General features: G+C 71.2%; 27 protein-coding genes and 1 tRNA gene. 15 read left to right on the plus strand and 13 right to left on the minus strand.

Annotation, left to right across the window (positions count from 1 at the left end; genetic code table 11):
• Positions 1–2 precede the first annotated feature (2 nt).
• Positions 3–923: an LLM class flavin-dependent oxidoreductase gene (locus tag OHS18_RS24665; protein WP_328612558.1), complete on the minus strand. Its 921-nt coding sequence runs from the start codon at positions 921–923 to the stop codon at positions 3–5.
• A 74-nt stretch (positions 924–997) separates the two neighbouring features.
• Here OHS18_RS24665 and OHS18_RS24670 point away from each other — a divergent pair, with 74 nt between their 5' ends.
• Positions 998–1,774, plus strand: a complete 777-nt coding sequence (locus tag OHS18_RS24670; protein WP_328448771.1) for a helix-turn-helix transcriptional regulator — start codon at positions 998–1,000, stop codon at positions 1,772–1,774.
• On the opposite strand, the gene OHS18_RS24675 is transcribed toward OHS18_RS24670, so the two are convergent.
• Both OHS18_RS24675 and OHS18_RS24680 read right to left on the minus strand, forming a co-directional pair.
• Positions 1,750–2,238 (minus strand): DedA family protein, encoded by a 489-nt coding sequence (locus OHS18_RS24675; protein WP_328448769.1) that lies wholly within the window; start codon positions 2,236–2,238, stop codon positions 1,750–1,752. The genes OHS18_RS24670 and OHS18_RS24675 overlap by 25 nt on opposite strands.
• Positions 2,210–2,806, minus strand: coding sequence for a class I SAM-dependent methyltransferase (locus tag OHS18_RS24680; protein WP_328612559.1), 597 nt, complete (start codon positions 2,804–2,806; stop codon positions 2,210–2,212). Before OHS18_RS24680 ends, OHS18_RS24675 begins: the two co-directional genes overlap by 29 nt.
• Before the next feature lie 146 nt (positions 2,807–2,952).
• On the opposite strand from OHS18_RS24680, the gene OHS18_RS24685 reads away from it, so the two are divergent.
• Genes OHS18_RS24685 through OHS18_RS24700 form a run of 4 tightly spaced genes read left to right on the plus strand, consistent with a single transcriptional unit; the run spans position 2,953 to position 6,816 of the window.
• Positions 2,953–4,056, plus strand: coding sequence for a sensor histidine kinase (locus OHS18_RS24685; RefSeq protein WP_328618570.1), 1,104 nt, complete (start codon positions 2,953–2,955; stop codon positions 4,054–4,056).
• Entirely contained in the window at positions 4,053–4,718 is a 666-nt protein-coding gene (locus tag OHS18_RS24690; protein ID WP_328448765.1) for a response regulator transcription factor, read from the plus strand. Before OHS18_RS24685 ends, OHS18_RS24690 begins: the two co-directional genes overlap by 4 nt.
• Before the next feature lie 45 nt (positions 4,719–4,763).
• Complete coding sequence (locus OHS18_RS24695) at positions 4,764–5,615, plus strand: alpha/beta fold hydrolase (RefSeq protein WP_328448763.1); 852 nt, start codon at positions 4,764–4,766, stop codon at positions 5,613–5,615.
• Between the two features lie 16 nt (positions 5,616–5,631).
• Positions 5,632–6,816, plus strand: coding sequence for a PQQ-dependent sugar dehydrogenase (locus tag OHS18_RS24700; protein WP_328448762.1), 1,185 nt, complete (start codon positions 5,632–5,634; stop codon positions 6,814–6,816).
• Positions 6,817–7,018: 202 nt separating this feature from the next.
• Here the strand turns inward: OHS18_RS24700 and OHS18_RS24705 are convergent, their stop codons facing one another.
• Positions 7,019–7,741 carry an SDR family NAD(P)-dependent oxidoreductase gene (locus OHS18_RS24705; RefSeq protein WP_328612560.1) on the minus strand — a complete coding sequence of 241 codons (723 nt, stop codon included), beginning with the start codon at positions 7,739–7,741 and terminating at the stop codon, positions 7,019–7,021.
• A gap of 56 nt (positions 7,742–7,797) precedes the next feature.
• Here OHS18_RS24705 and OHS18_RS24710 point away from each other — a divergent pair, with 56 nt between their 5' ends.
• A complete protein-coding gene (locus OHS18_RS24710; RefSeq protein WP_328612561.1) occupies positions 7,798–8,190 on the plus strand; it encodes an NUDIX hydrolase in 393 nt (130 codons plus the stop codon).
• A gap of 73 nt (positions 8,191–8,263) precedes the next feature.
• On the opposite strand, the gene OHS18_RS24715 is transcribed toward OHS18_RS24710, so the two are convergent.
• Together OHS18_RS24715 and OHS18_RS24720 are read right to left on the minus strand one after the other, a co-directional pair.
• Complete coding sequence (locus OHS18_RS24715) at positions 8,264–8,857, minus strand: TetR/AcrR family transcriptional regulator (protein WP_328448756.1); 594 nt, start codon at positions 8,855–8,857, stop codon at positions 8,264–8,266.
• Between the two features lie 93 nt (positions 8,858–8,950).
• Positions 8,951–9,916, minus strand: coding sequence for an acyl-CoA desaturase (locus OHS18_RS24720; protein WP_328448754.1), 966 nt, complete (start codon positions 9,914–9,916; stop codon positions 8,951–8,953).
• A 201-nt stretch (positions 9,917–10,117) separates the two neighbouring features.
• Here OHS18_RS24720 and OHS18_RS24725 point away from each other — a divergent pair.
• The 5 genes from OHS18_RS24725 (at position 10,118) to OHS18_RS24745 (ending at position 15,495) form a co-directional block, all read left to right on the plus strand.
• Positions 10,118–10,189, plus strand: a tRNA-Gln gene (locus tag OHS18_RS24725).
• Between the two features lie 48 nt (positions 10,190–10,237).
• Complete coding sequence (locus OHS18_RS24730) at positions 10,238–11,992, plus strand: GGDEF domain-containing protein (RefSeq protein ID WP_328448752.1); 1,755 nt, start codon at positions 10,238–10,240, stop codon at positions 11,990–11,992.
• Positions 11,993–12,101: 109 nt separating this feature from the next.
• Positions 12,102–13,574, plus strand: a complete 1,473-nt coding sequence (glmU, locus tag OHS18_RS24735; RefSeq protein ID WP_328612562.1) for a bifunctional UDP-N-acetylglucosamine diphosphorylase/glucosamine-1-phosphate N-acetyltransferase GlmU — start codon at positions 12,102–12,104, stop codon at positions 13,572–13,574.
• Positions 13,571–14,551 (plus strand): ribose-phosphate diphosphokinase, encoded by a 981-nt coding sequence (locus OHS18_RS24740; RefSeq protein WP_328448748.1) that lies wholly within the window; start codon positions 13,571–13,573, stop codon positions 14,549–14,551. The genes glmU and OHS18_RS24740 overlap by 4 nt, the downstream gene beginning before the upstream one ends.
• Positions 14,552–14,616: 65 nt before the next feature.
• Positions 14,617–15,495 carry a TIGR03621 family F420-dependent LLM class oxidoreductase gene (locus OHS18_RS24745; protein WP_328612563.1) on the plus strand — a complete coding sequence of 293 codons (879 nt, stop codon included), beginning with the start codon at positions 14,617–14,619 and terminating at the stop codon, positions 15,493–15,495.
• Here the strand turns inward: OHS18_RS24745 and OHS18_RS24750 are convergent.
• Both OHS18_RS24750 and OHS18_RS24755 read right to left on the minus strand, forming a co-directional pair.
• On the minus strand, positions 15,479–16,120 hold the full coding sequence (locus OHS18_RS24750; RefSeq protein ID WP_328612564.1) for an NAD(P)-dependent oxidoreductase: 642 nt from the start codon (positions 16,118–16,120) through the stop codon (positions 15,479–15,481). The genes OHS18_RS24745 and OHS18_RS24750 overlap by 17 nt on opposite strands.
• A 97-nt stretch (positions 16,121–16,217) precedes the next feature.
• On the minus strand, positions 16,218–17,312 hold the full coding sequence (locus tag OHS18_RS24755) for a hypothetical protein (protein WP_442874533.1): 1,095 nt from the start codon (positions 17,310–17,312) through the stop codon (positions 16,218–16,220).
• Positions 17,313–17,682: 370 nt separating this feature from the next.
• Between OHS18_RS24755 and OHS18_RS24760 the strand changes: the two genes are divergently transcribed.
• The 4 genes from OHS18_RS24760 (at position 17,683) to OHS18_RS24775 (ending at position 19,770) form a co-directional block, all read left to right on the plus strand.
• Positions 17,683–18,291: a 50S ribosomal protein L25/general stress protein Ctc gene (locus tag OHS18_RS24760; protein WP_328448740.1), complete on the plus strand. Its 609-nt coding sequence runs from the start codon at positions 17,683–17,685 to the stop codon at positions 18,289–18,291.
• 9 nt (positions 18,292–18,300) lie between these two features.
• Positions 18,301–18,894, plus strand: coding sequence for an aminoacyl-tRNA hydrolase (gene pth, locus OHS18_RS24765; RefSeq protein WP_328612565.1), 594 nt, complete (start codon positions 18,301–18,303; stop codon positions 18,892–18,894).
• A 21-nt stretch (positions 18,895–18,915) separates the two neighbouring features.
• Complete coding sequence (locus tag OHS18_RS24770; RefSeq protein WP_328448737.1) at positions 18,916–19,236, plus strand: DivIVA domain-containing protein; 321 nt, start codon at positions 18,916–18,918, stop codon at positions 19,234–19,236.
• Between the two features lie 180 nt (positions 19,237–19,416).
• Positions 19,417–19,770, plus strand: coding sequence for a DivIVA domain-containing protein (locus tag OHS18_RS24775; protein ID WP_328448735.1), 354 nt, complete (start codon positions 19,417–19,419; stop codon positions 19,768–19,770).
• Between the two features lie 61 nt (positions 19,771–19,831).
• Here the strand turns inward: OHS18_RS24775 and OHS18_RS24780 are convergent, their stop codons facing one another.
• From OHS18_RS24780 to OHS18_RS24800, 5 genes are all read right to left on the minus strand, one after another.
• Positions 19,832–21,520, minus strand: a complete 1,689-nt coding sequence (locus tag OHS18_RS24780; RefSeq protein ID WP_328612566.1) for a fatty acyl-AMP ligase — start codon at positions 21,518–21,520, stop codon at positions 19,832–19,834.
• A gap of 87 nt (positions 21,521–21,607) precedes the next feature.
• Complete coding sequence (locus OHS18_RS24785; protein WP_328612567.1) at positions 21,608–23,374, minus strand: ABC-F family ATP-binding cassette domain-containing protein; 1,767 nt, start codon at positions 23,372–23,374, stop codon at positions 21,608–21,610.
• Between the two features lie 4 nt (positions 23,375–23,378).
• Positions 23,379–23,786 (minus strand): ASCH domain-containing protein, encoded by a 408-nt coding sequence (locus OHS18_RS24790; RefSeq protein WP_328612568.1) that lies wholly within the window; start codon positions 23,784–23,786, stop codon positions 23,379–23,381.
• On the minus strand, positions 23,783–24,745 hold the full coding sequence (locus tag OHS18_RS24795) for a 4-(cytidine 5'-diphospho)-2-C-methyl-D-erythritol kinase (protein ID WP_328448729.1): 963 nt from the start codon (positions 24,743–24,745) through the stop codon (positions 23,783–23,785). The genes OHS18_RS24790 and OHS18_RS24795 overlap by 4 nt, the downstream gene beginning before the upstream one ends.
• Before the next feature lie 136 nt (positions 24,746–24,881).
• Positions 24,882–25,895, minus strand: coding sequence for a methionine ABC transporter ATP-binding protein (locus OHS18_RS24800; protein WP_328612569.1), 1,014 nt, complete (start codon positions 25,893–25,895; stop codon positions 24,882–24,884).
• Positions 25,896–25,899: the final 4 nt, after the last annotated feature.

The following is a 25,899-nucleotide window of genomic DNA, read 5'->3' on the forward strand; positions in this document are numbered from 1 at the left end:
CGTTACGAGGACCGCAGTTTCGCCGCCACCTCCGCCAGCCGTGGCAGCTGCTCGTCGAAGACCTTCGGCTCGGTACTCGCGATCCGCAGCAGCACGTGCTCCGCGCCGGCGTACTCGCGCAACTGCGAAGCCACCTCCGCGGCCGAGCCCGTGACCTGCATCTGGATCCGCTGGACGAAGTCCGCGGGCATGCCGTAGTTGCGCAGGCAGTACTCCTCCAGCAGCGCCGCCCCGCGCTCGGCGTCGTCCTCGACCAGGACGGTCGCGAACAGCGCCGGGGTGACCGGCCGCGACGCCGTCGCGCGGATCCCGGCCAGGCCCGAGACGTAGTCCGCCGGGTCGGGCGGGTACGGGAGCCAGCCGTCGTAGAGCCGGCCGGCGCGTTCCAGGGCCTGCGGGGTGTGCGCCGCGAGCCACACCGGCGGGCCGCCCGGGCGCGCGGGCGCCGGGAACACCGGCAGGGAGTCGTAGTCCAGCACCGGACCGTGGAACGACGTCTCGCCGCGCCACACGGCCCGCCACAGCGCCACGATGTCGTCCAGCCGCGCACGCCGGCGGGGCCACGGGACGCGCGCGAACGCGAACTCCGGCTCGCTCCGCCCGGTGAACCCGGCGCCCACGGCCAAGGTGAGCCGGCCGCCGCTGAGCAGGTCGAGGCTCAGCAGCTGGTTGGCCGTCTGGATCGGGTCGCGCAACGCCGGGAGCAGCGACGCCGTGCCGAGCGTGACGCGGGAGGTGCGCGCCGCGAACGCGCCGAGGATGGTCAGCGCGTCGATCGGGGCGCGGGCGAGCGTGTCGCCCACCCACACCGAGTCGAGGCCGAGGCGCTCGGCTTCGACGGCGGTCTCGACCAGTTCGGGCGCGGTCCGCCCGGCGTCGAGGATGGGCTGGTAGGTCGGGACGACCAGGCCGAATTTCGTCATGCCGCAAGCCTGTCCGCACCGGGGTATGGGCTCAATTCCTCGCGGGGAATGGCGCGGACCGCGATGATGGAGGAGTGAACTTCGGAACGGCGCTCAAGGACTGGCGGATTCGGCGGCACCTCAGCCAGCTCGACCTGGCGTTGCGGGCCGGGACGACGCAACGGCACGTGAGCTTCATGGAGAGCGGGCGCTCGCTCCCCGGCCGCGGGATGGTGCTGCGGGTCGCCGAATCGCTGGAACTGCCGCTGCGCGAACGCAACGGCCTGCTCTACGCCGCCGGGTTCGCACCGTCGTACCCGGAAACGCGGCTCGGTGACCCGGCGATCAAGCCGGTCCTCGACGGCCTGCGGCGGCTGCTCGACGGCCACCGGCCCTACCCGGCGATCGTCGTCGACCGCTACGGCGTGCTGGTCGCGAAGAACGACGCGTTCGGCCTGCTCACCGAAGGCGTCGCGCCGGAGCTGCTGGAAGAGCCGGTGGACACGCTGCGCCTCGCGCTGCACCCGCGGGGCATGGCGCCGCGCGTGCGCAACCTCGACGACTGGGCGCGCCACATCCTCGAGCGCATCCGCAACGACCTCGCGCGCAACCCCGACGAACGGCTCGCCGCCCAGCTCGCCGAACTCGAGTCGTACCTGCCGCCGGCGTCCCCGCCGGCCCCGGACCACCTGGGCTTCGCGGTACCGGTCCGACTGTCCACTTCGGTCGGTGAGCTGCGGCTGATCACGGCGATCACGACGTTCGCGACCGCGGCGGACGTCACGGTGTCGGAGCTGAAGCTGGAGACGTTCCTGCCCGCGGACGCCGAAACCGCGGAAGCCCTGCTTCAGACGGCCGACGCCGTCAAGTGACCCACCGCTAGTTCCGCGCCCGCCCACAGGACCGCCGCGCCGGCGCTGCCCGCCGCGAACCGCCGGTACGGCATCGCCGCCGAACCCGCGACGCGCGGCAGGACCGTCCGGACGCCGACCAGGCAGCGGCCGGCGATCACCGCCGGGACGCCGTAGCGCGCGACGGCGGCTTCCGCGCGGTCCCAGCGGTCCTGGCCGACGCGACGCGCGAGCCGCGGTCCCCACCGGCGGCCCTCCAGGTACGCGAGCTGGTCGCCGAGCACGGCGGCGGCCACCGCCACCGCGAACGCGAGTCCCAGCTGGAGTGTGCCGCGCTCGGCGAGGAACCCCATCAGCAGCAGCGTCGACCACGTCGGCAGCACGATTCCGGGCAGCAGCGCGGTTTCCGCCGCGATCACCAGGCCGCAGACCAGGTAGACGAGCACGGCGGGCGCGTCAAGCAGAGGCCGCAGCAGGCTGTCCACGCCGGGCCCTCCCCACGCTCACCGGCAGCGCCGCGCGGTAGACGAACGCCGGCGGCAGGTTCCCCCACACGACCGAAGTCCGCTCTACGACGGCGAAACGGCTTCGCAGCGACGCGGCGAAGCGGCGCGCGGGTGGCGTCCAGGCCGCGTGGGCGTACGCGAACGTCGTGAACCGGCCGTTCGCGGCGAGCGACGCCGTGACCGCGTCGAGGACGCGCAGCTGGCGGTCCGCGCTCATGGCCGTCCACGGCAGACCGGACACGACGACGTCGAAGCCCGCGGCGGTGAGGTCTTCCGCCGACCCCGTCACGACGTCGACCTGCGGGAACCGGTCCCGGAGCGCGTCCGCGAAACGCGGGTTGATCTCTACGGCCGTCAGGCTCGCTTCGGGGCGAAGCAGCGCGAGGACGGCTTCGGTGAAGACGCCGGTGCCCGGCCCGAGCTCGGCGACGCGGGCCGCGCGTTCCAGGCCGAGGCCCGCCGTCATCGTCTCGGCGAGCCGCGGCGAACTGGCCGCGATCGCGCCCGTCAGCATCGGGTGGCGGAGGAATTCACTGGTGATCGACATGATCCCGACGCTAGGAACGGCCGCCGTGGCCGCGAATCCGCCGGATCGGCCGCTCGTGTCCTCCCGGGGGAGGACAAGGACGGACCGGCGGGATGACGCCACGGGCGCGGCACCCGCGTTACGTTCGGTCCGTGGAACGACTGGTGATGTGGGTGCGACGGCACCGGTGGACGGTGGACCTGCCGCTGTACGCCGTGTTCGTCTCCCTGGCGCCCAACTGGAACGGCGCCGCGCCGTGGACCATCCGGGCGATCCCGATGCTGTTCCTGCTGCCGCTGCTGGTGCGCCGCCGCTACCCGCGGCTCGCCGCGGCGCTGATCATCGCCGGGGCGACGGCGGCCTACACGAACGAGATCTGGGCGTTCGACCGCGGCCGCGCCGAGCTGAGCATGGCCGTGGCGCTGTTCACCCTCGTGAAGCTGGGCGACCGGTGGGCCGGCGCGCTGATCGCCGCCTGCGTCGTCGTCCTCGACGTCATGTGGGGCTTCACCTGGGGCACGTACTCCGACAACCCGACCCTCACGATCGCCGGGACCCTCCCGCTGCACATCGCCGCCTGGGCGCTCGGGGAGTTCTTCCACGCCAAGGAAGAGCTCACCGCGGAGGAGGGGAAACGCGTCGACGCCCAGACCCGCGCGGTCGCCGCCGAGGAGCGCGCGCGGATCGCGCGGGAGCTGCACGACGTGCTGGCGCACAGCATGAGCGTGATCGTGCTGAACGCCGAGGGCGCGAAGCTCGCGCGGCACCGCGACCCCGCCGTCGTCGACCGCACGCTCGACACCATCGGCCGCACCGGCCGCGACGCGCTCGCCGAGCTGCGGCGGCTGCTCGACGTGCTGCACGCCGGCCAGGCCGCGCGCAGCCCGCAGCCGACGGTGGCGGAACTGCGCGAGCTCGTCGAGCAGTCCGGGCGCGCGGTCAGTCTCGACGTCAGCGGCGACCCGGGCGGCCTGCCCGCGAGCGCCGCGCTGCAGGCGTACCGGATCGTCCAGGAGGCCCTGACCAACATGATCAAGCACGCCCCGGCCGACGCGACCGGCCGCGTCGAAGTCGCCTTCGGACCTCGCGAAACCCGGATCGAGGTGACGAACAGCGGCGGCGACGACCCGCCTTCGCCGGTGCTGCCGTCGTCCGGGCGCGGGCTGGAAGGGATGCGCCAGCGCGTCGAGATGTACCACGGCGAGCTGACGACCGGGCCGCTCCCGGACGGCGGCTACCGGGTGCGCGCGAGCCTGGTGGTCGCGCCGTGAGCGTCCGGGTGCTGCTCTGCGACGACCAGGAGCTGGTGCGGGTCGGGCTGCGGATGATCGTCGAGAGCCAGGACGACCTCGCCGTGGTGGGCGAGGCCGCGAACGGCGAGGAGGCCGTCGCGAAGGCCCGCGAGCTGCGGCCGGACCTGGTGCTGATGGACGTCCGGATGCCGGTGCTCGACGGCGTCACCGCGACCGGGCGGATCTGCGCGGAGCTGCCGGACGTGCGTGTCCTGATCATCACGACGTTCGACCTCGACGAGTACGCCTACGCCGCGTTGCGCGCCGGGGCCAGCGGGTTCCTGGTGAAGGACGCGCCGTCGGAGGAGATGCTCGTCGCGGTCCGCGGGGTGCTGCGCGGTGACGCGATGGTCTCGCCGTCGGTCACCCGCCGGCTGCTCGACCGCTACCTCGATCGCCTCCACGACGATCGCGACCCCGTGAACGTCGCGAAACTCGACGTTCTCACCGAGCGCGAGAAGGACGTCCTGGGACTCATCGCGCGCGGGCTGTCGAACGGCGAGATCGCCGGGAAGCTGTACATCGGCGAGACGACGGTGAAAACGCACGTCGGGCGGATCCTCGGCAAGCTGCGGCTGCGCGACCGGGTGCACGCGGTGGTGTTCGCCTACGAGTCCGGCTTGGTACGACCTGGGTCGTAACGCTCCCTATTTATCCACTTGATAGGGAAGGTTAGAGTATGTTGCATGACGATATACAAGTCGGAAGTCGGCGCGCGGCTGCTGCGCGAGCGCTACCTCGGCGTCCTCGAGGAGTGGCCCGTCCCCCACGAGCGGGTGCGTGTCCCGACGCCGGAGGGTGCGACGTTCGTGCTGGTCTCCGGCCCGGCCGAGGCCCCGCCACTGGTGCTGCTGCACGGCTCCGGCAGCAACTCCGGCGAGTGGGCGCCCCGGATGCCGGCGCTGGCCGGGCGGTTCCGGGTGTACGCCGTCGACGTCGTCGGCGAGCCGGGGCTGAGCGCCGAGACGCGACCGCCGATCGGCTCCGACCGGTACGCCGCCTGGCTGGACACCGTGCTCGACCACTTCGGCGTGGCGTCGGCGGCCTTCCTGACGTCGTCGCTCGGCGGCTGGCTCGGGCTCGACTACGCGACCCGGCGGCCCGGGCGCGTCACGGCGCTGGCCCTGCGGTCCCCGATCGGCCTCGGCCCGATGAAGAAGGGTTTCCTGGTCAAGGCCGTGCTGTGGGCGCTGCTGGGCGAGCGGGGCCGGCGGAAGTCGGTGGCCGGCGTGCTCGGTGACGCGAAGTCTCCGGAGGTCCTCGAGCACCAGCTGCTCGTGTCGGCGAACTACCGCTACCGCACCGGCCCGTTCCCGGCCTTCGACGACGCCACGCTGGCCCGGCTGACCATGCCGGTGTACGCCGTGGCCGGTACGGACGACGTCATGGTCGACTCCGCGACGACCAAACGGCGGCTCGAGACCTTCGCGCCGGACGCCGTCGCCGACCTCGTGCCGGGCACCGGGCACTACCTCCCCGGCGACGCCGACCTGGCGTTCCTCACGCGCGTGGCGGCGAACGGCGATTTCACCGCTTGATGGCAGGATGGGCCGTATGCGGCGTGCGCTGGGTCTCATCGGAGTGGTGTCCCTGCTGGTCACGGGCTGTTCGGGGGCTTCGAGCGCCCCTGTGCAGAGCGTCCCGCCACCCGCGTCCACACCGGCGGCGTTCAGCGGGAAGTTCAAGGTCGAGACGGTCACCGCGGGCCTCGAGCACGGCTGGGACATCGGCTTCCTGCCCGACGGCGGCATCCTCGTGCCGCAGCGGCCCGGCAAGCTCGCGCTGGTCCGCGGCGGCCAGGCCACCGAGGTGAAAGCCGACTTCTCCGACGTCCTCGTGCAGGGTGAGGGCGGGTTGCTCGGCATGGTGATCAGCCCGGACTTCACGACCAGCCGCGAGTTCATCACCTGCCAGGACCACCAGGAGGGTGGCAAGGCCGTCGACATCCGGCTGGTCACCTGGAAGCTGGCCGACGACGGCGGGAGCGCCACGAAGGTCAAGGACCTGCTCACCGGGCTGCCGGTCAACCCGAGCGGCCGGCACTCCGGCTGCCGCCCGACGTTCGCGCCGGACGGCGCGCTGCTGGTCGGCACCGGCGACACGGCGAAGTCGACCGTCTCGCAGGACCGCCACTCCCTCGGCGGCAAAGTGCTGCGCCTGGACGCGAAGACCGGGAAGCCGTTGCCGGACAACCCGTTCATCACCTCGTCGGACCCGCGCGAGCGGCTCGTCTACACCTACGGGCACCGCAACCTGCAGGGCGTGGCGATCCGGCCGGGCAGCGGCCAGGTCGTCACGGCCGAGCACGGCCCCACGTTCGACGACGAGGTCAACCTGCTGAAGCCGGGCGCGAACTACGGCTGGGACCCGGCGAAGGGCGGCACCGACCAGAGTTACGACGAGAGCGTGCCGATGACCGACCTCAAGCGCTTCCCGGACGCGGTGAGTCCACTGTGGACTTCCGGCAAGATCACCGAGGCGATCAGCGGCGACGCTTTCCTGACCGGCGCCCAGTGGGGCCCGAACGACGGCGCGCTCGTCGTGGTTGCGCTCAAGGGCCAGAAGCTGCTGCTGTACCACTTGGACCCCGCGGGCAAGGTCCTCGACGTCACGCTGCCGCCGGAGTTCGACGACAAGTTCGGCCGCCTGCGCGCGGTCCGCAGCGGCCCGGACGGCGCCCTGTACCTGACCACGTCGGATGGGACGAACGACAAGCTGCTCAAGATCACGCCCGCCTGATCATGCAAAAACCACGCCCAGCCGGTGCCGGGAACACTGTCGGAACGCGAGGCGATCGCGGAACATGGTGTGCACCAAGAGTTTTCGCCCGCCCCCGACGCGTGTTGGACGCGGTCCGAAGATAGCGTTCCCGCGGCAGCACCGCCGCCGGTCCCCGGGCGCCATCGCCGACCTGGCGCCCGGGGACCGGCTTCCAGCCGGTTCATCCGAGGTAGGCCCCGCCGTTGACGTGCACGACCTGGCCGGTCACGTGCCCGGCGGCCGGGCTCGCCAGGAACGTCACCACGGCGGCGACGTCCGCGGGCGTGCCGGGACGTTTGTTCATCGTGTTCCCGACGAGCCGCTCGCGACGGCGGTCGCTGAGCTTGCCGTGGAAGAACCCGGTATCCCCGATCAGTCCCGGCGCGACGACGTTGGCGGTGATCCCGCGCGAGCCGAACTCCTGGGCCACGCTGACGTTCCACGCCTCGACGGCGGCCTTCGCGGCACCGTAGGAACCGGCGCCGGTGTGGGCGGCGATCGAGCCGATCGTCACGATGCGAGCGTGATCGGCGAGCCGGTCGCGCAGGGCGTGCGTCACCAGCGCGGCACTGACCACATTGGACCGGAGGTTCCGCTCGAACGCGGCCGCGAACCCGGCCAGGCCTTCTTCGGCGTCGCCGGCGAAGTCCGTGTTGCCACCGGCGTTGTTGACGAGCACGTCGACCCGGTCCGGCAACTCACCCAGTGCGGTTTCGACGGCCGCGGGATCGGCCGCGTCGAAGACGACGGGACGCGCGCCGAGCAGCGTCGCGGCTTCGGTGAGCACCTTCTCGCGCCGTCCGGTGATCGTGACGCGGTCACCGGCCGCCGCGAACGCCGCCGCGACGGCGTAACCGATGCCCGTGCCGCCGCCGGTCACCACTACTTCCCTGCTGTTTCCCATGTCCCCGAACCTAGTGCTTAGGATCGGGTCATGACGAAGATCGATCCGAGCCCGGCATGATCGACAAGATCGCGTGGCTGCACCTGGTGGACGGCCGCATCCTGAGCACCCGCTCGCGCGGCAAGGACGTCTACTACCTCCCCGGCGGCAAGCGCGAGCCGGGCGAGACGGACGCGCAGACGCTGGTCCGAGAGGTCCGCGAAGAGCTTTCCGTGGAGATCGCCGAGCCGGCGATCCAGCCGGCCGGGGTCTTCGAGGCCCAGGCGGACGGCAAGGCCTCGGGTGTCGTGGTCCGGATGACGTGCTTCACCGCGGACTACACGGGAACGCTGGTCGCGAGCAGCGAGATCGAGGAAATCGCGTGGCTCGGCTACGCGGACCGCGCCCGGGTTTCCGCCGTCGACAAGATCATCTTCGACCACCTGCACGAGTCCGGGCAGCTGCGCTGAGCCCAAGTCCGTGAAGGCCTCCTTGAGGGACTCTGAGTCCCTCAAGGAGGCCTTCACGGACCTTCAGCAGGTGTCAGGTCAGCCGCAGCTTCGGCTTGTGCTCCAAGTGCGACAGCCCGTTCCAGGCCAGGTTCACCAGGTGCGCCGCGACCTCGTCCCGCTTCGGCTTCCGCGCGTCGAGCCACCACTGGCCGGTCAGCGCGACCATGCCCACCAGGGCCTGGGCGTACAGCGCCGTCAGTCGTTCGTCGTACCCGCGGGCCGCGAACTGCTGGGCCAGGATGTGCTCCACCTGGCTCGCGATGTCGTTCAGGACCGTCGAAAACGTGCCCGTGGAGCTCGCCACCGGGGAATCGCGGACCAGGATGCGGAAGCCGTCGTGGGAATCCTCGACGTAGGACAGCAACGCCGTCGCCGCCTGCTCGAGCATCACCCGGGGGTGGCCGCCGTGGAGGGTGGAGACCATGCGGTCCAGCAGCAGCTGGGTTTCGCGGTCGACGACCACGGCGTAGATGCCCTCTTTACCGCCGAAGTGTTCGTACACCACGGGTTTCGACACGTTGGCGCGGTGCGCGATCTCTTCGATCGACGTGCCGTCGAAACCCTTTTCGGCGAACAACGCCCGCGCCACGTTCAGCAATTGCTGACGGCGCTCGGTGCCGGTCATCCGGACGCGGGTCACCGGGGCGGCCGGACGTGCCCCGGTGACCTGCTCACGTTTTGAACGTCGTCTCCCCGCCACTCGCCGAACCCTACTTGCTCAGCTCTTCTCCGTGGCGATTCTGGCCAATCGCTGCGGGGTCGGCCAGCGCACGTCGTGCACCCAGCCGAACTTCTCGAAGATCCAGATCAGGCGCGCGGAAATGTCGATCTGGCCGCGCTTCACGCCGTGCCGTGCGGACGTCGGGTCGGCGTGGTGCAGGTTGTGCCAGGACTCGCCGAACGAGAAGATCGCCAGCGGCCAGAAGTTCGCCGACTTGTCGCGCGCCGCGAACGGGCGCTCGCCGATCATGTGGCAGATCGAGTTGACCGACCACGTGACGTGGTGCAGCACGCAGATGCGCACGAGCCCGGCCCAGAAGAACGCCGTCACGGCGCCCCACAGCGACCACGACACGAGCCCGCCGACGAGAGCCGGCAGCGCCAGGCTGACCAGGGCCCACAGCCAGAACAGGTCGTCGACCTTCTTGATCGCCGGGTCCTTCACCAGGTCCGGCGCGAAGCGCTCGGCGTTCGTCTGGTCGCGCTCGAACAGCCAGCCCATGTGCGCGTGCCAGAAACCCTTGGCGATGGCCCACGGCGAGGTGCCGAACGCCCACGGGGAGTGCGGGTCGCCGTCGCGGTCGGAGAACGCGTGGTGGCGACGGTGGTCGGCGACCCAGGTGATGACCGGGCCCTGCAGTGCGATGCTGCCGGCGATGGCCATGACCACGCGCAGCCACGGCTTGGCCTTGAACGAGCCGTGCGTGAAGTAGCGGTGGTACGACACGGTGATGCCGAGCCCGCTGATCGCGTAGAACACCACGAAGATGCCGACGTCGACCCAGCTCAGTCCCCAGCCCCAGGCGAACGGCACCGCGACGAGCAGTGCCACCAACGGCGCGATCACGCCGAAGTAGACCGAAAGCTGCACGCCGATCCCGCGGGTGCCTTCGGTGACAGGTTTGGGCCCCTTGGGAGCCGGCGGCTCCCCGGTGGGCTGCGAACGGTCGAGCGTGGCCGTCATACGCTTCACTTCTTCCTGCGAGGTGCCCCTACAAAGGGTTACCTAACCTACGATGCCGTAAGTTACGGTACAGGAGGTTCCGCCGGGTGGGGAGTGGCTGAACTCTCACCGGTACTTCGGACCCGGTTACCCCGCAGACGGGCGCGTAACGCATCCCCCGCGCGGACGACACCCGATCGTCGCTATCCTGACCAGGAGCAATCCGCCGTAGTGTAATCGGCAGCACTTCAGATTTTGGTTCTGACAGTTCAGGTTCGAATCCTGGCGGCGGAGCAGCGGAAACACCACAAGCCGAGTACCCCGAACCACGACACCGGGAGGTTGGCGCTGACCGAAGAGGCGACCGACCCGGTAGCGGCCAGACGGCCCGCGATGGTCGAGATGTCCGACGCCTGGCTCGTCGGACGCGCACGCGAGCTGACCGCCGCGGTGCAACGGTCCGAGTACCCCCACCAGCTCGAAATCGTCGCGCAGATGGACGAGCTGCTCGACGAGACCCAGCGCCGCGGCGAGCCGTTGCTGGTCGCGCAGCTGCTGCGCGCGTCCGCGACCGCGCGGCTGATCACCAAGGGCCTCGCCGCCGAAGCGGAGCCGCGGCTCGACGAGATGCTCGCGCACACCCGGCGGCACGGCCTGGCCCTGCTGCGGGCCGACGCGCACGCGCTGCGCGGACGCCGGCTGGTGCTCGCCGCGCAGGAGGACGCCGCGCTCACCGAGATCGCCCGCGCGCTGGCCATCCTCGACGACTCCGTGACCCCGGACCGCCAGGTCGGCGTCCGCCTGTGGAACCGGATGCTGTGGTCGACGCTGAACGACTGCTGGATCGTGCTCAACCAGCTCGGCGTGTACGAGGCCGCCGAAGAGGTCAGCAGCCGCGCCGCCGCCGCGATCCGCGAGAGCGCGACCCCGCACGAGATCACCCTGCAGCTGCTGAACCGGGTGAAGATGCTGCTCGGCTGGGGCCTGCGGCTGGAGCGGATCGAAGAGTACGACGAGAGCGCCGACAAGTTCCGCACCGCCGCGTCGATGGCGGTGGCCATCGAGGGGCCCTACAGCGAGTCGCTGTTCCCGCGCGAGGCCGGCGTCGAAGCCGTCGAGCAGGTCGGCGTGCTCGCCGCCGCGCCCGCCCTGCACCGGCCGAGCGAGGACCAGATCGAGCGGCTCCGGCGCCTCCACGAGGGCATCGGCCTCCCGGGCGAACGCGAGATCGTGACGATCGCGCTCGCCCGCTGCTTCGACAAGGCCGGCCGCCGCGAGGAAGCCCTGGACGTGCTCCGCGCGGCCCGCGATTCACTGGGTGACGACGGCTCGCAGCCGTCGATGCGGCTGAACGTCGCCCGCGAGCTGGCCCGCCTCGACACGAGCCCGGACTACGCGTCCGGCGTCAGCAAGTCGCTGGTCGACTACGCGACCCGGCTGGAGTCGGAGATGTGGAGCCTGCGCGAGTCGCAGATCGCCACCCTGAACGCCCGCCGCGAGCACGAACGGCTCTCCGCCGAGCACGGCGCGATCACCCAGCAGGCGCTGCAGGACCCGCTCACCGGGCTGCCGAACCGGCGGGCGCTGGACGAGAAGCTGCGTCAGCTCGCGTCCTCGGCCGACGCGCAGCCGCTGGCCGTCGCGCTCGTCGACCTCGACGGCTTCAAGGGCGTCAACGACAAGCAGTCGCACGCCGAAGGCGACAACGTGCTGCGTGTCGTCGCGAGCACGCTTCGTGACGCCCTGAGGGGAGACGACCTCGTGGCGCGCTACGGCGGCGACGAGTTCATCGTGCTGCTGCCGGGCACCCCGGCGTCCGCGGCGAAGATGGCGCTCGGCCGCGCGGTGAAGTCCGTCGCCGGCCTGCCGCACCACCTCTCGCACGGCGTCACGCTGTCGATCGGGCTCGTCTCGCTGCGCCCGCAGGAGCGCGGCGAGCAGGTCCTCGCCCGCGCGGACGCGGCGATGTACCAGGCGAAACGCGGTGGCGGCAACCAGGTGGCGTCGGCGAACTCGATGGCCGCCGACCCGGCGGGTGCGTGGACGAGCGAAGGCCTACCGACCGACCCAGCGTGGGACCCCGACGAGCACAGTTAGGATCGGTGCCCGTCAAGCGTCACTTTCTCCGTGAAAGTGTTCCGGAGACGACTCCTCCGGAACACTTTCACGGAGAAAGTGACGACTGGAGCCATCGTTGGGAGCGTCGTTGACCGGCCCGCTGAGCACGTTGATCCTGGCCGCGGGTGAAGGCACCCGCATGCGTTCCTCGACGCCGAAGGTGCTGCACCCCATCGCCGGGCGGCCCCTCGTCGAGCACGCCGTCCGGGCCGCCGCCGGCCTGGACCCCGAGCACCTCGTCGTGGTCGTCGGCCACGGCCGCGAGGCCGTCGGCGAGAAGCTGGCCGCCGTCGGCGAGAACCTGGGCCGCGCGGTCGGCACCGCCGTGCAGGCCGAGCAGAAGGGCACCGGCCACGCCGTGGGCTGCGCCCTCGCGACCCTGCCCGCCGACCTCACCGGCACCGTGATCGTCAGCTACGGCGACGTCCCGCTCCTGGACACCGAGACGCTCGCCGCCCTGCTGGCCGAGCACACCGACGCGAAGAACGCCGTCACCGTGCTCACCGCCGTGGTCGACAACCCGGCGGGCTACGGCCGCATCACGCGCGACGACGCCGGCCACGTCACCGGGATCGTCGAGCACAAGGACGCCACCCCGGAGCAGGCGGAGATCACCGAGATCAACTCGGGCGTCTACGCCTTCGACGCCGCGGTGCTGCGCGACGGCCTTTCGCGCCTGTCGACCGACAACGCGCAGGGCGAGCTCTACCTCACCGACGTCCTGGGCATCGCGAACGGCGACGGGCTGAACGTCGGCGCGCTGGTCGTCGACGACCCGTGGCTGACCGAGGGTGTCAACGACCGCGTCCAGCTGTCGGTGCTCGGCGCCGAGCTGAACCGCCGGATCGTCCGCCGCTGGCAGCGCGAAGGCGTCACGGTCGTCGACCCGGCCTCGACCTGGATCGACGCCGGCGTCACCCTCTCACGGGACGTCGTGCTCGAGCCCGGCGTGCAGCTCAAGGGCACCACATCGGTCGGCGAAGGCAGCACCGTCGGCCCGGACAGCACGCTGACGAACGTCTCGATCGGCGCCGGCGCGTCCGTCGTGCGGGTGCACGGCTCCGACTCCGAGCTGGGCGACCGCGTCAACGTCGGCCCGTTCACCTACCTGCGGCCGGGCACCAAGCTCGGCGAGAAGGCCAAGCTCGGCGCGTTCGTCGAGACGAAGGCCGCCGACATCGGCGCCGGCACGAAGGTGCCGCACCTGACCTACGTCGGCGACGCCACGATCGGCGAGAACAGCAACATCGGCTGCTCCAGCGTGTTCGTGAACTACGACGGCGTGAACAAGCACAAGACCGTTATCGGGTCGCATGTCCGGTTGGGCGCGGACAACACCTTCGTCGCCCCGGTGCGGATCGGTGACGGCGCTTACAGTGGTGCGGGTGCCGTGATCCGCGAGGATGTCCCGCCGGGCACACTCGCGGTGTCGGCGCCGCCGCAGCGCAACATCGAAGGCTGGGCGATCCGGCGCCGGCCGGGTACGCCCGCGGCGGAGGCGGCGCAGGCCGCCCTCGACGCCGATTCAGCAGCAGGAACCGACGGGGAGTCGCCAGCATGAGTCCGAAGTCAGGTACGCCGAAGAAGAACTTGATGCTCTTCTCCGGACGGGCGCACCGGGAGCTCGCGGAAGAGGTCGCCGAGCACCTCAACGTGACGATCACCCCGCAGACGGCGCACACCTTCGCCAACGGCGAGCTGTTCGTCCGGTTCGAGGAGTCCGTCCGCGGGACCGACGCCTTCGTCATCCAGGCGCACACCACCCCTATCAACGAGTACGTGATGGAACAGCTGATCATGGTGGACGCGCTGAAGCGGGCGAGCGCGAAGCGGATCACCGTCGTGATGCCGTTCTACCCGTACGCGCGCCAGGACAAGAAGCACAAGGGCCGCGAGCCGATCTCGGCCCGGCTGATCGCCGACCTGTTCAAGACCGCGGGCGCCGACCGGATCATGACGGTCGACCTGCACACCGCGCAGATCCAGGGCTTCTTCGACGGCCCCGTCGACCACCTGATGGCCCAGAGCGTGCTGGCCGACCACATCAAGAAGACCTACGGCGACGCCGACATCACCGTCGTCTCGCCGGACTCGGGCCGGGTGCGGCTGGCCGAGAAGTGGGCGCAGACGCTGGGTGACCGCCCGATCGCGTTCATCCACAAGACGCGTGACCCGGACAAGCCGAACCAGGCCGTCGCGAACCGCGTGGTCGGCAAGGTCGAGGGCAAGCTCTGCGTCCTGATCGACGACATGATCGACACCGGCGGCACGATCGTGAAGGCCACCGAAGCGCTGATCGACGAGGGCGCGGCGGACGTCGTCATCGCGACGACCCACGGCATCCTCTCGGACCCGGCGACCGAGCGCCTTTCGCAGTGCAAGGCGCGCGAGGTCATCGTCACGAACTCGCTCCCGATCCCCGAGGAGAAGCGGTTCGAGGGCCTGACGGTCCTGTCGATCGCCCCGATGCTGGCGGAGGCCATCCAGCAGGTCTTCGAAGACGGCTCGGTCACGTCCCTCTTCGACGGCAACGCCTGACAAACCCTTCCGCCGGGCGCGAAACACCGCGCCCGGCGGGGGTTCCCGGCGCTAGCGTCGCCGGCATGGGGAATTTCAAGTTCGGCGTCAGCCTCCGCCGCATCGGCAGCCGGGACGAGTGGATCGCGAAGTGCCGGCGGGCCGAAGAGCTCGGCTACGACGTCATCACCATCCCGGACCACCTGGGTACCGGGTCGCCGGCGCCGTTCCCGGCGCTGGCCATGGCCGCCGCCGTCACCGAACGGCCGCGGCTCGGCACGCTGGTGTCCAACGTGCCCTTCTACAACCTTTCGCTCTTCGCGCGGGAAGCGTCGTCGACGGCCGCCCTGCTCGACGGACGGCTCGACCTCGGCCTCGGCGCCGGGCACATGAAGAGCGAGTTCGACGCCGCCGGGCTGCCGTGGCAGAACGCCGCGGGCCGGATCGGCTATCTCGAAGAAAGCCTCGGCCACCTGCGGAAACACTTCGAAGACGAGGGCGTCGACCAGCCGCGGCTGCTCATCGCCGGCAACAGCGACGGGGTGCTCGGGCTGGCCGCCGAGCACGCCGACGTCGTCGGCTTCGGGGGCCTGCGCCAGCAGCCCGGCAGGCCGCCGGGCACCTTCAAGCTCGACAACGCCGAGGCCGTGGACGAGCGCGTGGCGTACTTCCGGGCTCGCGCCGGGGCGCGCGACGTCGAGTACAACATGCTGGTCCAGCACGTCGAGATCACCGACGACCGGCGACGGGCGGCCGAGGCGTGGCACGAGCTGACCGAGCGCAGCGCCGTCCCGGACGCCCGGGAGCTCCTCGACGCGCCCCAGCTGCTGCTGGGCACGGTCGAGGAGATCGCCGGACAGCTGGAAGAACGGCGAACGCGGTACGGCTTCACGTACATCACCGTCTTCGAGCCGATGCTCGAGACGTTCGCGCCGGTGCTGAAGGAATTCAGTAGGCGACAGTGAAGCGCGCCCGGCGGTGCTTCGGGTCCTCGATCTCGTCGACGTACGCGGTCGCGAAGTCGTCGCCGCCGATGTGCGACTTGCCGTTCTCGTCGGTCACCAGGACGTCGCCGCCGAGCCGGAACCCGCCCCGGCGCTCGCCGGGGATCCAGGCGCCGAACTCGGCGGCGGGGCTGACGTAGAACCAGTCGAGGTCCTCGGGCTGCTCGCGCAGCAGGTACAGCACCTCGGCGTGGTTGCCGGCCTCTTCCTTGTACTCGTCCGGGAATTCCGGGGTGTCGATCAGGCGCGGGCCGCCCTCGGCGACGTGCAGGCTCCCCGCACCACCCACGAACGAGAGCCGGACGTCGTGCTCGCGTGCGATCCGGGCCAGCGCGGGCACGGCGTCGAGCAGCTTCTCGCCGTCGAGCGCGCGGGCCGGCGTGGCGACCACGATGACGTCCGCGTCCTTCGCCACCCGCGCGACGAAGTCCTCGTCGTGCAGCGAACCCTGCACCGCTTCGACGCCTTCGGGCACCGCGCCGGGGTGGCGCGCGACGCCGACCACCTCGTGCCCGCGGCGCAGCGCCTCGGTGCCGATCCTGCCCCCGGCGTACCCGGTCCCCCCGAAAACCACCAGCTTGGCCATCACGTTCTCCGTTCGAAGTCGGCTGTCACAGCCGACTCTAAGAACGGAAGATCACCTACTTCAACGGAAGCAACGCACCGCCGGGTAGGTGTCCAGGTCAGCCGCCCAGCGCCGCGAACTCCGTGGCCAGCTGCTGCTTCACCGCGTTGACGTCGAGCGCCGCGCGCACCTCCGCCGTCGCGTTCGGCTTGGACAGCACCTGGTAGCTGGCCGTGCGGTTGGGGAGCTTGAACTTGACCGTGCAGGACATCTTGATCGTCGCGTACGGCTCCGCGTCGGCGGCCGCCGTGCACGTCTGCGCCCCGAGCGAGTCGGCGCTCACCTCGACGGAGAGGTTGATGTGCACCGTGCTCTTCCCGCCGGCGGCCGGCGTCCCGACGACGCTGTTGGAGACGTCCACCGTCGTCGTGCACGAGCCGACGAAGTCCTTGCAGTCGAGGTTGTCGTTGGTGACGACGGCGCTCGCCTGCACCAGCCCTTCGAACGGCTGTCCCAGCCCGCCGACGGTGTTGTCGAGGTCGGTGTGGAACGTCTTCAGCGCGTCCCCGGCGAGCGGGGCGACCTGGAACTCGGCGCCGAACTTCGGCCCGGCCTGCGGGTCGAGCAGCACCGGCGCGAAGCTGACGACCCGGTTCGGCTTGGCCGTGGTGACGCGCAGGACGCTGGGCGCGGCGCCCAGCTGGTAGACCTCGGTGCCGTCGGGGAGTTTGCTCCTGACCGGCTCGCGCGTCTGGTCCATCCCGGCCAGTGCCTTGCGCAACGCGCCGGCGAGCGCGGCGGGGGCGAACTTGGCCGCGGGGTCGAGCGGCAGCTCGGAGCCGAGCGAGCGCACCCAGCTCGTGCCGAACTGCGTGCCCTCGTCGATCGCGTGCGCCTTCCAGTAGTCGGCGTCGGCCTGCAGGTAGAACTGGCCGGCCGCGGCCGTCACCTGGACGGCGCGGCCCTCGAGCGGCAGGGCGCCGACCGCGCTGCCGCCGCGGGTGATCCGGAACTGCTGCTCGGCGCCCTTGAGCGTCGACTTCAGCGCGAGCGCGGGGGCCTGTTCCAGCGCGGCGAGGGCGGCGTCGACCGCCGTGCGCTGCTCGGCACGCCGGTCCGCCTTCTCCCGGTCGGCCGCGGAGACGCCGGGCGTGCCCGGGACCGCCACCTGGCACCCGGCCAGCAGCCCGCTCAGCAGCACCACAGCCGCCACCGTGCCTCGAGCCCGCATCGTCCCGCCCCCTGCTCTCCCCCGCTCCGCCGAGCACACCTCGGCCGGCGGAGCTCCGCCACCGGATTTGTGTCGTCACGTCCCGGGCTCAAGAGGGTTCTAGCCTGGTCCGGGCACCCGCCGCAACCCACCGTGATGAGGTTGGTTTACACTCTTGAGGTTGTCTCGGCGAGGCGGGGCCCTTCCAGGGTGCCCGGCGTGATCGACGCGGCGGCTCGGAGTAGCCCCCGGCTGTCGTGCACGCCCGGAAACTCGCCGCCGAACGCAACCGCCTGAACGACAAGACCACCGCATCCCCGCCGCAGCATGCTGTTCACCGCACCATGTTCGTGATTTGAAGGAGTGCCACACCGTGTCCGAGGTACGTCTGTCCGTCGAGCCGCGCACCGAGTTCGGCAAGGGCGCCGCGCGTCGCACGCGTCGCGCCGGCAAGATCCCCGCCGTGCTGTACGGCCACGGCTCGGACCCGCGGCACTTCGCGCTGCCGGCCATCGAGTTCGCCCGCGTCGTCCGTGAGAACGGCTCCAACGCCGTCATCACCCTCGACCTCGAGGGCTCCGACGAGCTGGCGCTGACGAAGACCATCGTCGTGCACCCGCTCAAGAACTACATCGAGCACGTCGACCTGCTGGTCGTGAAGCGCGGCGAGAAGATCACCGTCGACATCCCCGTCGTCGTCACCGGCAACCCCGGCCCCGGCGGCCTGGTCAACCAGGACGTCGACACCCTGCAGGTCGAGGTCGAGGCGCTGCACATCCCGGACCAGTTCGAGGTCTCGATCGAGGGCGCCCCGATCGGCACCCAGATCGTCGCGTCGCAGGTCGAGCTGCCCCAGGGCGCCGTCCTGATCACCGACCCGGACTCGCTCGTCGTGGCCGTCAACGAGCCGCAGCGTGAAGAGGCCGAGGGCGAAGACGCCGCGTCCGACGCGGGCGACGACTCGGCCGAAGCCGCCGAATAACATTCGCGCATGACCGAAGACCTGCCCGGGGCCGGCGAGCTGATCCTGCTCGCCGGCCTCGGCAATCCCGGACCCCAGTACGCCGGAAACCGGCACAACGTCGGTTTCATGGTGCTGGACGAGCTCGCCGGCCGGGTCGGCGGCAAGTTCAAGGCGCACAAGAGCGGCGCCGAAGTGGTCGAAGGCCGCCTCGGCGGCCGCCGGGTCGTGCTCGTGAAGCCGCGTACCTTCATGAACCTCTCCGGCGGGCCCGTGGTCGGCGCGGCGAAGTTCTTCAAGGTGCCGCCGACCGGCGTCGTCGTGGTGCACGACGAGCTGGACGTCGACTTCGGCGCCCTGAAGCTGAAGTTCGGTGGCGGCGACAACGGCCACAACGGCCTCCGCTCGATCACGAAGTCCCTCGGCACCCGCGAGTACTACCGGGTGCGGTTCGGGATCGGCCGCCCGCCCGGCCGCCAGGACCCGGCGGACTTCGTGCTGAAGGACTTTTCGACGGTCGAGCGCAAGGAGCTCCCGTTCGAGGTGGATCGCTGCGCGGACGCCACCGAGGCTTTGGTCGCGACCGGCCTCGCCGCGGCGCAGAACACCTTTCACGCGGGCTGACACGGGTGGCAAGGTGAATCCATGACCCCTGACGAAGTCCGGGCGATCGCGTTCGGCAAACCCCGCTTCGGCCGTCGCGGTTACGACGAAGATCAAGTGGACGCCTTCCTCGACCTGATCGCCGAGGCGCTCGCCGGCCGCAACATCCTGACCGCCGACGACATCCACTACGTCGACTTCACGATCATGCCGATCGGCGCGCGCAGCTACGACCAGGCTCAGGTCGACATGTTCCTCGACGAAGCCGAGGCGGCACTGGTCGCGTTGCGGAACCCGGCCCCGCCGCCGGTGGCCGAGGACGGCGCGCCCCCGGGACCCCGGAAGTGGTTCGGCCGGAGCTGAAGACCCAGGTAGAAGTGTGAAACCCGCCACATGGCGCTGGGTAGTGCCGCTCACTCGATGGCGGGCGCCGGGGCGCCCGTCGGGGTGAGCTTCGGGGTTGCCCCTTCCGAGGAACCTGTTCACGGGTTAGGACGGTGTACGGGAGTTCGCACCGCCAACCCCGGAATCGGAGAGAGTTCCATGTCGTTCACCGCCGAAGACCTCGCCGAGGTCACATTCGGTAACGCCCCGATCGGCCGCCGTGGCTACGCCAAGCACGAGGTCGACGAGTTCGTCCGGCGCATCGCCAAGACGTTCGCCGAGGAGGACGACCTGACCGCCGCGGAAGTGCACCACGTGATGTTCTCGAAGCCCCTGATCGGCAAGCGCGGCTACGACGAGCGCGAGGTCGACCAGTTCCTCGACTCGGCCGAGGAGCAGCTCGCCGCCCGCTCGGGCCGCGCCCCGGACCTGCCGGGCGCCCGCACCTCGGAGGAAGCCACCGCGGAGCGCGCCACCCCACCGGCTCTCGCCGAGCACCTCCAGCAGCGCTAGACCGTCACTTTCACGTGAAAGTGCCGCCTCCAGGTGGGCACTTTCACGTGAAAGTGACGCGTCAGGCGTCCGCGTTCTTCTTGATCCTGTCCGCGAACTGCGCGGCCGTCGCCGCGCGCTTCACCTTGCCGGACGGTGTTTTCGGCAGGCTGCCCGCCGGGAGCACGACCACCGCGTACGGCCGCATGTCGACGGCGTCGCGGACCCGGGCCGACACCTGCTTCACCAGGTTCTTCTCGGCCTCGGCGTCACCGGCCAGCTTGGACTCCAGGACCACCGCGAAGCGCTCGCGACGGCTGCCGGCGTCGATGCGCACCGCGACGGCGTTGCCCGCGCGCACGCCCTCGACCGACGTGGCCGCGCGCTCGATGTCCGTCGGGTACAGGTTGCGGCCGCCCATGATGATGACGTCCTTGCGGCGCCCACAGATGACGATCTGGCCGTCGATCAGGTAGCCGAGGTCGCCCGTGCTGAGCCAGCCTTCGGCGTCCTGCGTGTCGAGCGGGCCGTCCATCGTCAGGTAGCCGGGGGTCACGGCCTCGCCGCGCAGCCGGATCTCGCCGACCGCACGCTCGCCGAGCCGCTCGCCCTTGTCGTCGACGATCTCCGCCTCGAGCCCGTCGAGCGGGCGGCCGAGCACCGCGAACGACCGGACGCTGTCGGTGCCACGCCGCTCGTCACCTTCGGGGACGGGCACCGCGCGGTTGTCGGCCTCCAGCGCGCCGGCCTCGACGACGTCGAGGGTGAGCCCGGTGAACAGCGGCGCGAACGACACCGCGAGCGTCGCTTCGGCCATGCCGTAGGCGGGGAACACGCACTCCGCGGGCATCTTGAAGCGGGCGCCGGCGTCTACAAAGGTCTGGACGGCGCTCTCGTCGACGGGTTCCGCGCCGTTCAGGGCGATCCGCAGCGTCGACAGGTCGTAGGCGTTGTCGTCGTCGATGCGGGCCATCCGGCGCCCGACGATCGCGTAGGCGAAGTTCGGCGCCGCCGTCGTCGTGCCGTGGTACTTCGTGATCAGCTCGGGCCAGATCAGCGGCCCGGACAGGAATTCGACCGGGGTGATCTTGACCAGCTCGACGCCGAACGTCATCGGCACGGTCAGGAAGCCGACCATCCCCATGTCGTGGAACGTCGGCAGCCACGACACCATCACGTCGGTGTCGAAGTCGAACTCCGCGCGCTCGACCATGGCTTTGACGTTGGAGTAGAGGTTGCCGTAGGTGATCCGCACGGCCTTGGGGTCGGCGGTCGACCCGCTGGTCAGCTGCAGCAGCGCGGTCTCACCCTCATCGGTGACGACGGCCTCGGCGAGCGGCTCGGCATCGGCCAGGTCCTTGATCAGCTTGAAGCCGATGCCCTTCTGCTCCAGCACCGGGGCGAGCTGGTCGAACGGCTCGCCCAGCAGCACCAGGTCCGAGTCGATCATCCCGAGCACCCGCACGGTGTCCTCGGCCCACTCGGCGAGGTCGGTCCGCGGAGTCGGCTGGTGCAGCATGGTGACGCTGCCCCCGGCCAGCCACACGGCCTGCACGGTCGGCGCGATCAGCACCGGCGCGGCGGCCAGCACCCCGACCGCCGTGCCCCGTTCGAATCCCCCGGCGACCAGGCCACCGGCGATCCGCCGGGCCTGTTCGTGCACCTCGGCCCAAGTCCGCCGGACCGGCTCCTTCGGCTCCCCGGTGACCATGCCACGCTGCTGACCTCGACCCGCCGCGGTGGCGACGAGCGTGTCCACGAACCTGCTCATGGGCGTCAGATTACTGGCTGGCCGTCACCATCCGCCGATCAACGCGGAAACCGGCCTGAGCACCTGCGCAGGAAAGCCGTGAACCGGTCACTCCAGCAGCTCGGACGTCTCCAGCCAGCGCGCCTCGACGTCCTCGATCTCACCTTTGACGCCCTTCAACTGCGCGTTCAGCTCCATCAGCTTCGCCGGGTCCGTCGCCGCTTCCAGCAGCGCCGCGTGGAGCTTCTCCTCCTTGGAATGCAGCTGGTCGAGCTTGCGCTCCAGGCGCCCCAGGTCCTTCTGCGCCGCGCGGAGGTCCGCCGCCGACTTCTTGGCCTCGGCCTTCGCCGCGGTCGGGGCCAAGGAACCCGCGGGCTCCTTGGCGACGGCGCGGCGGTTCAGGTACTCCTCGATGCCGCCCGGCAGGTGGGTGATGCGGCCGTCGCCGAAGAGGGCGACGATCGTGTCGCAGACGCGTTCGACCAGGTACCGGTCGTGCGAGACCACGACCATCGTGCCCGGCCAGCCGTCGAGCAGGTCTTCCAGCTGCTGCAGGGTGTCGATGTCCAGGTCGTTCGTCGGCTCGTCGAGGAGCAGGACGTTCGGCTCGGCCATCAGCAGCCGGCACAGCTGCAGCCGGCGCCGCTCGCCGCCCGACAGGTCGCCGACCGGGGTCCACTGGCGGGCCTGCGGGAAGCCGAGCTTCTCGCCGAGCTGCGACGCCGTCATCTCCTGCTTGCCGAACACCACGCGCCCGGCGATCTGCTCGATCGCCTGCAGCACCCGCAGGTCGGCGGGCAGGTCGTCGAGCTCCTGGCGCAGGTGCGCGAGCGCGACGGTCGTGCCCTGGATCCGGCGCCCGGTCGATCCCTCGACGTCGCCGCCGAGCAGCTTGAGCAGCGACGTCTTGCCCGAGCCGTTGATGCCGACCAGGCCGATCCGGTCGCCGGGGCCGACCCGCCAGGTGACGTGGTCGAGCAGCGTCCGCTCGCCGACCGTGTACGTCGTGTCTTCCAGCTCCAGCACGGTCTTGCCGAGCCGCCGCTTCGCGAACGCCATCAGCTCCACGGTGTCGCGCGGCGGCGGCACGTCCGCGATCAGCGCCTCGGCGGCGTCGATGCGGTAGCGCGGCTTCGACGAGCGCGCCTGCGGGCCGCGGCGCAGCCACGCCAGTTCCTTGCGCGCCAGGTTCTGCCGCTTCTCCTCGGCCGTCGCGGCCAGCCGCGCCCGCTCGGCGCGCGCGAAGATCCAGTCCGCGTAACCGCCTTCGTAACTCTCGACGCGGCCGTTGGCGACCTCCCAGGTCACACTCGCGACGGTGTCCAGGAACCACCGGTCGTGCGTGACGACCACGACCGCGATGCGCCGGTTCAGCAGGTGGTCGGCGAGCCACTGGACACCTTCGACGTCCAGGTGGTTGGTCGGTTCGTCGAGCACGACCAGGTCGAGCTCGCCGGTCAGCGCGGCGGCCAGGGACACCCGCCGCCGCTCACCGCCGGAGAGGTTCGCGGTGGGTGTGTCGAGCCCGATCGCGGTGATGCCCAGACCGTCCACAATGGACCGAACGCGCGCGTCCGCGGCCCATTCGTGCTCGGCGCCGTAGCGTTCGAGCACGACCTCGCCGACGCTGCTGCCGTCCGGCAGCTCGGTGCGCTGGGTGACGACGGCCATCCGCAGCCCGCCGACGTGGCTCACCCGGCCGGTATCCGGCTCGGCGAGTCCGGAAAGGACTTCGAGGAGCGTGGTCTTGCCGCCGCCGTTGAGGCCGACGACACCGATGCGCTGCCCGGCCGCGACGCCCAGCGAGACGCCGTCCAGCAGTGGCTTCACCCCGTAGGACTTGCTCACCGCCTCCAGGTTGACCAGGTTGGCCATGCGCTCAGCCGATCCTTTCCACGATCGTGAACCGGGTCGCCACGATCGGAGTCGTGTCGTCCACGGCGAATTCGGGATCCTTCAGCTCGGCGCGCACTTGCGCCGTGTGCCAGAAGGAGGTGTGGTCCGCGCGCCATCCGGCGACGGTCGTGAAGCCTTCGCCCTCACCGACCGCGTGCGCGAGGTCCACTTCGGACAGTGGGAGGATCCGCACCTCGCGGATCTCGATGATCGCGACACCCTTGTCGGCGGAGTCGACGACCAGTTCGCGCTCGCCTGCCACGGGTGGCGCCTCGCCGTCGGCTTCATAACCCGCGAGGAGCGCGGACGTCGTCGTCTTCGTGCCGTCGAGGATCGCCCCGACGAGCTTGTCCCGCAACGGCCCGGGGAACGCGAACTCGGCGCGCCTCACGCGTGCACCCGCGGCGGCGCGGCGCGAGGCGCGTCGTCCCCGCCGACCACCCGCGCGCCCGGCACCGGGCCGTGGGCCACGCGGACCGTGCGGCACACCCCCGCACCCGACAGCTCGGCCGCGACCTCGACCGCCGTCTGCGCGTCTTCGCAGAGGAACGCGCACGTCGGGCCGGAGCCGGAAACCGTGCCCGCGAGCGCGCCCGCGTTGACGCCGGCGCGCAGCGTGCGGCGCAGCCCCGGCCGCAGCGAAACCGCCGCCGCCTGCAGGTCGTTGCCCAGCAGCAGCGCCAGCTGACGCGGATCGCCCGAGGCCAGCGCCTCGACGACCGGCGTGTGCGCGCCGATCCGCGGCGGGTTGCCCTCGGCGCGCAGCCGGTCCAGCTCGCCGAACACCTTCGGCGTCGACAGGCCGCGCTGGTCGAAGGCCAGCACCCAGTGGAACGTGTGCCGCGAGAGCACCGGCACCAGCTGCTCGCCGCGGCCGGTGCCCAGCGCCGTGCCGCCGTAGAGCGCGAACGGGACGTCGCTGCCCAGGCCGGCGGCGATCTCCGCGAGCTCGTCGCGGGTGATTTCGAGGTTCCAGAGGGAAGCCAGGCCGACGAGCGTCGCCGCCGCGTCCGCGCTGCCGCCCGCCATGCCGCCGGCGACCGGGATGCCCTTGCGCAGCACCACGCGGACCTTCGGCTCCTCGGTGCGGCCGACGTGCGCGGCCAGCGCTTCGACGGCGCGCCAGGCCAGGTTCGTGGCGTCGGTGGGCACCGAACCCTCACCCTCGCCGTAGATCTCCAGGCCCGGGTCGTCGGTGACCGCGACGGTCACTTCGTCGGTCAACGACAAGGCCTGGAACACGGTCACCAGCTCGTGGTAACCGTCCTCGCGCAGGTCGTCGACCGCCAGGTGCAGGTTGACCTTGGCCGGGACCCGGACGGTGACTGGGGGCGGGACTACAGCGAGCACCCGACCAGCCTACGTGCCCGCACCGGCCGGCTTCCCGCCAGGAGAAAGGACGTCGAGCGCCCGGCACCCGCTGAACGCCGTGAAGGGCACCTTCAGGGACTCTATGTCCCTGAAGGTGCCCTTCACGGCTTTGGGGTCAGGCCGCGGCGACACCCTGGGGGCCGCGGGCGGTGTGCGTGACGTGGCCGCCGCGCTCGGCGACCCACGCCAGCGCCGCGTCGGCCCGCTCGCCGCGGACGCCGAGGCGGAACCGGCCGACCGGGGTGTCGCCGATCCGGGTCAGGCCGCCGCCGATGGTGGCGAACTCCACGTCGAAGCGGCCCGCGGCCTCGGGCAGCAGCGCGCCGACCGACGCGAAGCCGACCAGCACGACGTCGACCGAGCGGTCGTAGCGCGACGCCTGCGCGCGGGTGGTCTCGATGGCCGGCAGCAGCGCCTGCGCGGTGCGGCTGCCCGGGTTCGAGATCAGGTCGAGCACGGAGCCGCGCTCGACGACCGTGCCGTCTTCGAGCACCGCGACGTCGTCGCAGACGCGGCGGACGACGCTCGCGTCCGGCGTCGTGACCACGATGGTGACGCCCAGCTCGGCGCGCGCCCGGTCGAGGACGGTGAGCACCGCGCCGGCCTCTTCGGGGTCGATGCCGGCGGTCGGGTCGTCGGCGAGCAGCACCGCGGGGGCCGCGGCGAGCGCCTTCGCGACGGCGACGCGGCGGAGCTGGCCGGCGGTCAGCTCGCCGGGACGCTGCGCGGCGCGCGGGGTCAGGCCGACGAGGTCGAGCAGCGAGCCGACCTTGCTGCGGCGCTGCGGGCCGTCGATGCCCAGCTGCTCCAGCGGGGACGCGATGTTGCCGGCGATGGTGCGCTCGGCGATCAGCTCCGGCTTGGTGCCGACGACGCCGAGCTGACGGCGGATCTCGCGGAGCCGGCGGCCGTCGAGCGTGCCGGTGTTGAGGCCGTCGAGCCGCACGACGCCGCGGTCGGGCCGCTCCTGCAGCGCGATGCAGCGGGCGAGAACGGACTTGCCGGACCCGGCCGGGCCGACCACGCCGAACAGCGAGCCGGCCTGGACGTCGACGCTCACATCGCGCAGTGCGACGACCGGATTTCCGTTGAGGGCAAAGGACTTGGACAGGTTTTCGACGGTGATCACGAAG

The sequence above is a fragment of the Amycolatopsis sp. NBC_00355 genome, from assembly GCF_036104975.1.
GTDB lineage: Bacteria > Actinomycetota > Actinomycetes > Mycobacteriales > Pseudonocardiaceae > Amycolatopsis.